The sequence below is a fragment of the Alkalibaculum bacchi genome (genome assembly GCF_937875145.1).
Lineage (GTDB): Bacteria > Bacillota > Clostridia > Eubacteriales > Alkalibacteraceae > Alkalibaculum > Alkalibaculum bacchi_A.
The window spans coordinates 1-8,369 of the sequence record NZ_CALNCS010000109.1; the positions used below are offsets into that span (position 1 = coordinate 1).

At 34.5% G+C, this 8,369-nt stretch carries 10 protein-coding genes and 1 pseudogene; all 11 read right to left on the reverse strand.

All coding sequences use genetic code 11. The features are described from left to right. Positions 1-214: pseudogene (locus Q7P22_RS07210) on the reverse strand (dihydrolipoyl dehydrogenase); the annotation flags it as partial. A 116-nt stretch (positions 215-330) separates the two neighbouring features. Then, complete coding sequence (locus Q7P22_RS07215; protein WP_303862479.1) at positions 331-522, reverse strand: hypothetical protein; 192 nt, start codon at positions 520-522, stop codon at positions 331-333. A gap of 51 nt (positions 523-573) precedes the next feature. Further along, positions 574-1,743 (reverse strand): ABC transporter permease subunit, encoded by a 1,170-nt coding sequence (locus Q7P22_RS07220; RefSeq protein ID WP_303862480.1) that lies wholly within the window; start codon positions 1,741-1,743, stop codon positions 574-576. After that, the gene (locus tag Q7P22_RS07225; RefSeq protein ID WP_303862483.1) at positions 1,733-2,473 is read right to left on the reverse strand and encodes an ABC transporter ATP-binding protein; all 741 of its coding nucleotides are present in this window, start codon (positions 2,471-2,473) and stop codon (positions 1,733-1,735) included. The genes Q7P22_RS07220 and Q7P22_RS07225 overlap by 11 nt, the downstream gene beginning before the upstream one ends. Positions 2,474-2,549: 76 nt before the next feature. Then, complete coding sequence (locus Q7P22_RS07230; RefSeq protein WP_303862485.1) at positions 2,550-3,623, reverse strand: radical SAM protein; 1,074 nt, start codon at positions 3,621-3,623, stop codon at positions 2,550-2,552. 262 nt (positions 3,624-3,885) lie between these two features. Continuing rightward, a complete protein-coding gene (locus Q7P22_RS07235) occupies positions 3,886-4,749 on the reverse strand; it encodes a M48 family metallopeptidase (RefSeq protein ID WP_303862487.1) in 864 nt (287 codons plus the stop codon). Between the two features lie 121 nt (positions 4,750-4,870). After that, complete coding sequence (locus Q7P22_RS07240; RefSeq protein ID WP_303862490.1) at positions 4,871-6,553, reverse strand: PqqD family peptide modification chaperone; 1,683 nt, start codon at positions 6,551-6,553, stop codon at positions 4,871-4,873. Between the two features lie 122 nt (positions 6,554-6,675). Beyond that, positions 6,676-7,137, reverse strand: coding sequence for a signal peptidase II (locus Q7P22_RS07245; protein WP_303862493.1), 462 nt, complete (start codon positions 7,135-7,137; stop codon positions 6,676-6,678). A gap of 221 nt (positions 7,138-7,358) precedes the next feature. Further along, a complete protein-coding gene (locus Q7P22_RS07250; RefSeq protein WP_303862496.1) occupies positions 7,359-7,493 on the reverse strand; it encodes a hypothetical protein in 135 nt (44 codons plus the stop codon). A 163-nt stretch (positions 7,494-7,656) separates the two neighbouring features. Further along, positions 7,657-8,247 carry an accessory gene regulator ArgB-like protein gene (locus Q7P22_RS07255; protein WP_369695505.1) on the reverse strand — a complete coding sequence of 197 codons (591 nt, stop codon included), beginning with the start codon at positions 8,245-8,247 and terminating at the stop codon, positions 7,657-7,659. Beyond that, on the reverse strand, positions 8,247-8,330 hold the full coding sequence (locus tag Q7P22_RS07260) for an AgrD family cyclic lactone autoinducer peptide (RefSeq protein WP_303862502.1): 84 nt from the start codon (positions 8,328-8,330) through the stop codon (positions 8,247-8,249). Before Q7P22_RS07260 ends, Q7P22_RS07255 begins: the two co-directional genes overlap by 1 nt. Between the last annotated feature and the right edge of the window lie 39 nt (positions 8,331-8,369).

The following is an 8,369-nucleotide window of genomic DNA, read 5'->3' on the forward strand; positions in this document are numbered from 1 at the left end:
CTTCTAATTTCATTACAGCTGCTGCTTCTGCAATGATTTCTGTTGCACTTGCTCCAATGATGTGGACACCTAGGATTTCGCCGTATTTCTTGTCAGCAATGACCTTTACAAAGCCTTCTGTTTCGCCCATGGCAAGGGCTTTTCCGCTTGCAGACATAGGGAATTTGCCTACTCGAATATCACCGTATTTTTTTCTTGCTTCTTCTTCAGTCATATGAACATGCCGTGTTAAGTAGATAGTAGAAAAAACAAAAATTCAAGTCACCAATCATTTAGTTATAGTTCTCCCCTTTTAATCACTACTATTTATCGATTATATTTATAAAATAACTAACTTGTTATATCTAAATAGTGAATTTTTGAAACATGTCCCAAGCTACCCATAAAGCAGGCCGTTTTTCTATCTGGTCTTCTCGTTGTCTCTTTTTTACTATAACGATAAGTGAATACCTCTACGACCAGTTCCTGCATAGACGGCACAATATCCGACTCAAAAGTACAAGTATATATTAGTATATGCATATTTTAGATAAAAACGACAACTATCTTGACAAAAGTCGTACTACATAAGCATTAAGTTTTAAACAAAACACACTCTCTCTCAAATAACTTGACGGACAACATAATAGAGACAATACTATAAGCTAGTGTCGATACTATTGCATTGAAGAATAGTTGGTTATTGAATTGAAAAGATAGTAACGACTGTAATGCAAAGACTGTATTAAGTATCGGAATATAGTATAGAGTCTTCGGAAGAGTGAAACCCTCAACTGTAGTTAGCACACCTAAGAATAACACTATTAGATAAAGAGGCGTCGTATATGAATTACCTTCTTTGATACTTCGCGCGCACAGCCCAAGATTCATAATTATAGAGCCAATTAATAACGCAGTTGGTAAAAGAATTACTATCATTAAGATTAATGTCTTTGGAAAAAGTGCTGTAATTGATAAATCAGAGCTCTCACTCATCTTTATAGCAGCAACTAAACCAATAACACTCAGTATACTTGAAATTGATCCAACAAAGGCAGTTACAGCAACTTTTCCTATAGCAATCTCGCCTTTGCTCAACTGACTGCTTAACAAAGTGGCTAGTGTACCCCTTTCTTTTTCACCTGCAGTTAAATCCATCCCTGTTGCGCCTGCACCTGCCAAAATAGTTGTTACCATAATGTACGGAATTATAAAAAAAGCCATTCCGGTAAGTTCTTCCTTGGAGGAGGTATCAATACCGCTAAGTGATATAGGCTCTAGAATGCTGTTACTAAGCCCCATAGATCTAATTTTTTCTTTGACTAAAACTGCATTATATTCATCTACCAAGGTATTTAATCTCTCGAAACTAATACGAGACCTAGCGTCTGTTAATTTATACCTGTAATTTACACTTACTCCACCTTCACTTATACCCCTGATGTTTGAAAACTCTAAAACACCTTGGATTTTACCTGCTGCTAATTCTTCTTTCGCTATTAAATTGTCCAACTCAACAATTTTGAAGTTTCCTGTATTTTTGATAACATCAACAATTTCATTATTTTCTTGTCCTACTGCCGCTATTATCGGCTTCAAACTTTCAAGTCTTTTAGCTTCATTCTGTTGGAAATGATCCAACCCTTTGATCAACGAAGGATAGAATAGTAACGGAATTAATACCGAAACCAATATAGTTCGCTTATCTCTCAAAAGACCTTTTAACTCCTTATTAAATAGGAACAATATGTTGCTAAACTTCATTTATGTCACCTACAATCTTAAAAAATATTTCTTCAAGGGTATCCGCATTAAAGTGACTCTTTAATTTTTCTCTTGTCCCTTTATAAATCAACGTGCCCTTGTCGATAATACCAACTTGGTCACATAATTCTTCAACATCATTCATAAGATGAGTAGATAGTATTATGCATTTTTCCTGTTCTCTTAGCTTGATAATGCTGTCTTTAACTATTCTGCCAGCAATTACATCAAGCCCATTTGTCGGCTCATCAAAGATGATAACAGAGGGATTGTGTATAAGACTACGTGCTATAGACACTTTTTGCTTCATTCCTGTAGAAAATCTATCAACACGTCTATCAGCGTAATCACATAGGTCCATCTCTTGGAGAATTATATCAATTCGCTTGCATAATTTTGTTTTTTCTACACCACTGATTTGACCGAAAAAATGTATAATTTCACGTGGAGTAAATCGATCATATACACCGGTTTCACCAGATAAGTAGCCGATTTGCTTCCTTACTCTAAGTGGTTCACGAACACAATCTATGCCATTAATTTCTATACGACCATTTGTAGGTTTCATAATTGTGGCAAGAATCCTCAGCAAAGTCGTTTTTCCGGCCCCATTGGGTCCAAGTAAACCAAAAACCTCACCTTTCTTACACTGAAAAGAAATGTCTTTTAATATTTCAACTTTGCTTTTTTTAGTAAAAAATTCCTTTGATACACCTTCGATATTAATCATTTTACATCCTTGACTCCTTATCCTGTGAAATACCATTAAGCATCCTACGCATTTTAAGACACTCATCCCTTAGCATTTAAATTAATAGTAAAAACATGTGGGCATTACTTTTAACCAGATTCTCAATCAAAAAGAATTCACCAATTTGTTTTAGGAAGTCATCGCAAATATCCGAATGAGATCTTAAAAGTTTATCTGCATAGCACCCCTTCTGACATAACACTTTAGCATAACAGTTAGAACATTCTTGCCTAGAGCTGACACTATATAGCTTCGCGAGCTTATCTGGTATTGTTGTACTTAGACCAGATTTAAAGATATTGCCTACCAGGAACTCCCTTATTCCGCTTAATCTGTAACAAGGATAGATATCGCCATTCACATCTATAGATAGATGCCAAACTCCAATCCCACAAATACCATCAAACTTTAGGTTAATGTTATTATACTTTTCACTATTAATCAAAAATTCCTCTTTAGCAATATTAAATAGGTGTTCTGCATACATCAATGTGTCGTCATCTGTTAGAACAAAATCTTGCCCGTCTTGACCCATAACAGGTGCAATGTCAAAAACCCTGATGCCTTTATGATTTTTTAAGTATCGAAAGCTCTCCTCTAGAAATTGGACGGTGTGATGTGTCACCGTTGCACGAAGAACAACTTTATGACCATAATTTCTCTCTAATAAAAGATTAATGACCTTTGTAACCTTTTCAAAAGAACCCTTTCCATTAGGAAAGACTCTATGGTAATCATGTACCGTCTTGTGTCCATCTATGCTTATCTGCAGATCAACGTCATGTTCCACTAAATATTCACATATCTCTTCAGTGATTAGCGTCCCATTAGTTTTAATAAAGAATTTGACGTTGTCCTTTTTTTTCTCGCTTATTAGATTGATAATCTCTTTTATCACATTAAAATTAAGTAGTGGCTCACCGCCAGTAAATATAATTGTTCCATTATCATCACCAAGTTGAGTTATAAATAACTCAGTGGCCAATATGGCGGTATCTTTGTCCATCATTCCTGTGCTTTTGCGGAAATCGATTCCTTCAAAACAATAAGTGCATCTAAGGTTACAATCACGGCTAAGATTTAAGGTCAACGTCTTCAGCTTATTATTATTAAAATCATACGGTGTCAATACTTCTCCTTCCTGTTGAAAAATACTTTGTTGGTATTTCTCAATTTTTTTAAAAATTGCTTTACAACTCCGGTCGGATGCTTACTATTCAAATAATCTACCACACCTTTATTGTCTAAGTGCTCGCATATTACTAAGAAATCTTTCATAATATTCGATGCTTTCGCAAAAAAATTATCCTCTAGACTCCCTAATATGGTGATATGGCAGTTTTCATACACAAATAGGTTCTTCAGCTTTTGTGGATATGTTAAGATATATATCAACTCCGTTCTAAGTTGTTCATACATTTATAATTCTTTATGGCGTTACTTACTTCTGTTAAGGTATGCTGAAAATCAGGGTCATCAGGTAAAAGCAGTAAAGATTTTTTTGAGAACTTGATGGCACTATCATAATTACCTAATTCATAATATAACCAAGCTAAATTGTTGTAAAATACAGCGTTATATGGATCTATTAATATCAACTTATCATATATAAGTATCGCTTCGTCTATTTTTTTCTCACTCAATAACTTCTCTACGGCTCTAAGGGCCTCCACAGGATTTATATAATTATCTTGAAAAACTCTTTTTCCTAAAAAACAATACTCAAACGGGTATTTCACGCTAGATATAACCTCTAGCACCGCTTCAAACCATGGGATTCCTAACCTTTTTACTGTATTCCTTATGTTTGCGCCATCACTCAGGATAATCTTGCTGCTTGGAATCAATCCAATACAAGGCACTAATAAACTTATAAGAACTATAACTCTAATCTGTCGATCAACACCTAACCAGAAAAGTAATATCACTGCTAAAAAGCCCATGTATAGTGTGGCAATGGGACCTGCCGCTGAAATATATAACTTATCAATTAAATTAAACTTGCCATTATAATCGACAGCAAAAAAAACTGTAAATAAATTAAGACTATATTTTTCGTAGCAACCAATAATTAGATTATTTAAAGTACTTTTTTTACCTCTAGCTATGCAGGCAGAGGCATGGAAAAATTCTTCTGTAGCAATCACTAATGGTAGAAGCAGAACAACACCTATAATGTATAGAGTCGTGCTCATATAGGTTTCTTTTCCCACGAAAAACGTGGCTACAAGCAGTGCAATAGCAACAATATTCAACAAGACACCCACTAAAGACAAAGTAAAAATCACATAAATCTTTTTTAAGATGAAAAAGTAGAGCTTCATAGGTGATAAGATAAGCTCATGGGGCATCGGAAACACTTTGCGCTTTATCACCCTAAATAACCCTCTCCCTAACAGAAATAAATCTCTCTCGGTTATTTTCCAGATTCAATTTAATTAATTGCTTCATTCCATCAAAATAATGCGATCTTATTTGCTTTGTTGTCAAGCTTTTTATGTCCATGAATGCGTTGGAAACAAAATAGTCATTATATGAGATATCATGGATGATTACTTTATAGTAGTCTGACCTTTTTCGTATATCAGTACCAGGATACGGGCAGACTATTGAAAATAGTACGTATGCACCTAGCTTTACAAGCTCTTCTGCAAACTGAATGGAATGTTCTATGCTATTTTCCGTATCATACGGGTGTCCCATTAGCATAGTACATACAACATTAAGATTAGCACTCTTAGCAGCTTTAATTGCTCTAAATATTTGTCCTACTTCGATTCCTTTTCCTAAATTATCTAAGGTCTCTTGTGAGCCAGCCTCAACACCAAACTGAATTGTACTGCAACCTGTTTCTTTCATTGCATTAAATATGCCTGGGTCTTTATCAATAATATCTACCCTTGATTCAGCATTCCACTCAATCTCTAAGCCCGCTTGTTTTATTAAAGCAAGTATCTTGTAAAGTCTCTTAATATCAACAGTAAAAGTATCATCCTGAAAAAAGAATCGTCTTGCCCCTTGTTCATACAAATAAATTATCTCATCAATGACATTTTCTGCACTTCGAACTCGGTAGGAACCACCTGCCATCATGCTGGCAACACAAAATATGCATGCCCCTGGGCACCCCCTACTCGTTTGGATGCCGATCATGCTGTTTTGGAAATCAATATTTACTCGATCAGGAAAAGGCAACTCATCAAGATTTTTAATCAAAGGTCGGCGTGGATTCCTTTTAATTTCGTTAGCATCTCTATAAGTAATCCCTCCTATATCCTGTATATTACCTATGCCATTAATATAATAATCTGCCAATTCCAACATTGTGAATTCACCTTCATTTCGCACAATTAAGTCGATAACAGTGTGGTGTTGTAAACTTTCTACATCAGTGAAGGTAACGTGAGGCCCGCCAAAAATGGTTATAATATCTTCGTTTAATCCCTTGGCAATTGATGCTATATACGTTCCATTCAAGAAACTATCTGTCATAGCCGAAATCCCAATAATACGAGGATTAGCATTCCCGATTATGTTTCGGACTGACCTTTCATTCATCTGACTTAGCCATAAATTAATAACCTCAACTTTAAAACCAGCATTTTTTAAGACTGCCGATATATAACCGATGCCTAATGGAAAGGTACTCTGTACCTCCGAGTTTAAATGCGTTAGTGGATTAGGCGATGGTGGAGCAATCAATAACACATCAACGTTGAAATTCGTGGTTTTTATCTCGTACAATGCATCCTCGTTGTATTCAGAAAAAGCATGCAAGGGATTATAGTTTAAGATAATAAGCTGATTATATTGCCATTCTTGTAGCAAACCTATAATATCTCCTTGAATGAGGTCGATTTGATCTTCTGCTTGGCACCACTTTACTAGGTCACTTATAATTTGCCTTACAGTATTGCGCCCATTACATTTTTGCCACACATAAGAAGATATTTGGTCAAGTTCATAGCTACCATTAGTAGTTCCAGCTACAATCGTATCGTCTAGATTAAATTTCCAAAAATCCATACACTTGCGTGGCTTCATATCTAAGATATCCATTAATAAATCTCCTTAAATTTTATTTTACTTACTTTTAAAAACTTACGTGAAAGTTTATCTTGTGAGTAGAAAAATTCATTTAATAAGCTATTTTTTTTGATTAGATAAAGCCAATTTTTCAATTAAAAAATGTTTCTAGCATCAGGGTATCTAATTAATTCAATAACAAAAAATATTAACGAGATTTCAAACGATATATCTGCTAAGTTACAGATAGCAATCGGTGTAATAAAATAGTCGCGGATGTAGCCCAAGAATAACCTATCAAGTATGACATTACCTAAAGCAGCTGTTGTAAAAAATGCAAAAGATATATCAATAAAAATACTTTTCCTATAGTAAATATGGTAGTCCGTCAGTAACTTTAACATTAATAGCCAACATAATATAACAAAAATCTGAATAATTATCATTAATGTCATGGAAATATCCGGGCTTATCCATATACCTAAATTAGTAACATATGTAAATCCCCAATGTTTAAATATAAGTAATTCTTCTTCCAAAAAGTATAATTGGAAGTATAGTTTTAATAATTGGTCTACTGTTAAAATAATTACTGATAATAACAAAGCACGTTTCAAAACAATTCCTCCGTTAATTACGTGGTATTTTCTCAAAAACTCCCAAGTGAGATCTCATACTACTTTTTGACCTGAGGCTTTTATTTTTCCTTCAGAATTTATCGCCAATTTCGTAAGAAAATATAAGGTAAAATTAAGGCTTGAATACTTGATTAAGTGGAATGATATAATTAATTAGCGTAATTTTGATAGGTTTTTATATTATTATAAACACAGATATTTTATCCGTTGACTTGACAACCTCTTGATACTATGGGTACTAATGCAATTACCATAACGAGTACTACATTTGGTGTAATATAATTAGCGCTTTTATCATTATCAACTTGCTCATAACAAGGTTTTTTATATGACATTTCTAACACCTCCCTTCTTTTAATAATTTTATACCGTCCCACTTAATGCTTTAACCTGAATACTTCTCTGGAAACTTCAAGCATTTCCTACTGTCCATCTTGAACAAGCGCCCTCCGGTTGAAAAGATGTTAGAAATTTATGTATTTGATACTCATTACTAGCCTACCATGATAATTTAAGTGTAACTTTAATATTTTTAACTTTCCCCAGCACAAGCATCACCGCACACAATGCAACTGCCACTGTGATACAGATTGAGATTTGATTTTGCCCTAAAAGCCAAAGTATTAAGGCTCCTGCAAACAAAACACTTAATAAAACTCTTGTTTTCTTCCTGTAAATCGCAATTTCCTTCCGATCTAAAGGTTTGTTACTATCCTCTACCGGTGCAAACAAGAAGACTATACTCCCTGCGCAGAGTGCAACCATCAAACAAATAATACTTGTCCAAGGTATCAACTTTATCCCTAAAAGGGTTATTGACATGGTTCCTATTGAAAATATGTAACACCTAAACTGCGTTCTTGCATGATACCCCCCTGCATATGTTCTAAGAGGGATATACACAAGCGTCAATAGGATGCTTTGCCATACCATTCTCAATACGATACCGATAACAATCGTTGTGGCAATATTAAGCACCATCAATGTTCCTTGTTCCAGTCCATAGGTGTATAGGTCTTTATCCTCATAGGGTATTACTCCATTGGAAACAAATGAATCTGTAATTTGCTCAAATACATCCATCCTCATTAAAATTTGCGCAGCTTTTGGGCACCTTTTGGTAACTTTGGTTGATGTACAAGAAATATACACGCTGAATATAATGGTCTCATAAATTAAGACACTTTTTCGAACAGTTTTTAATGAATCTG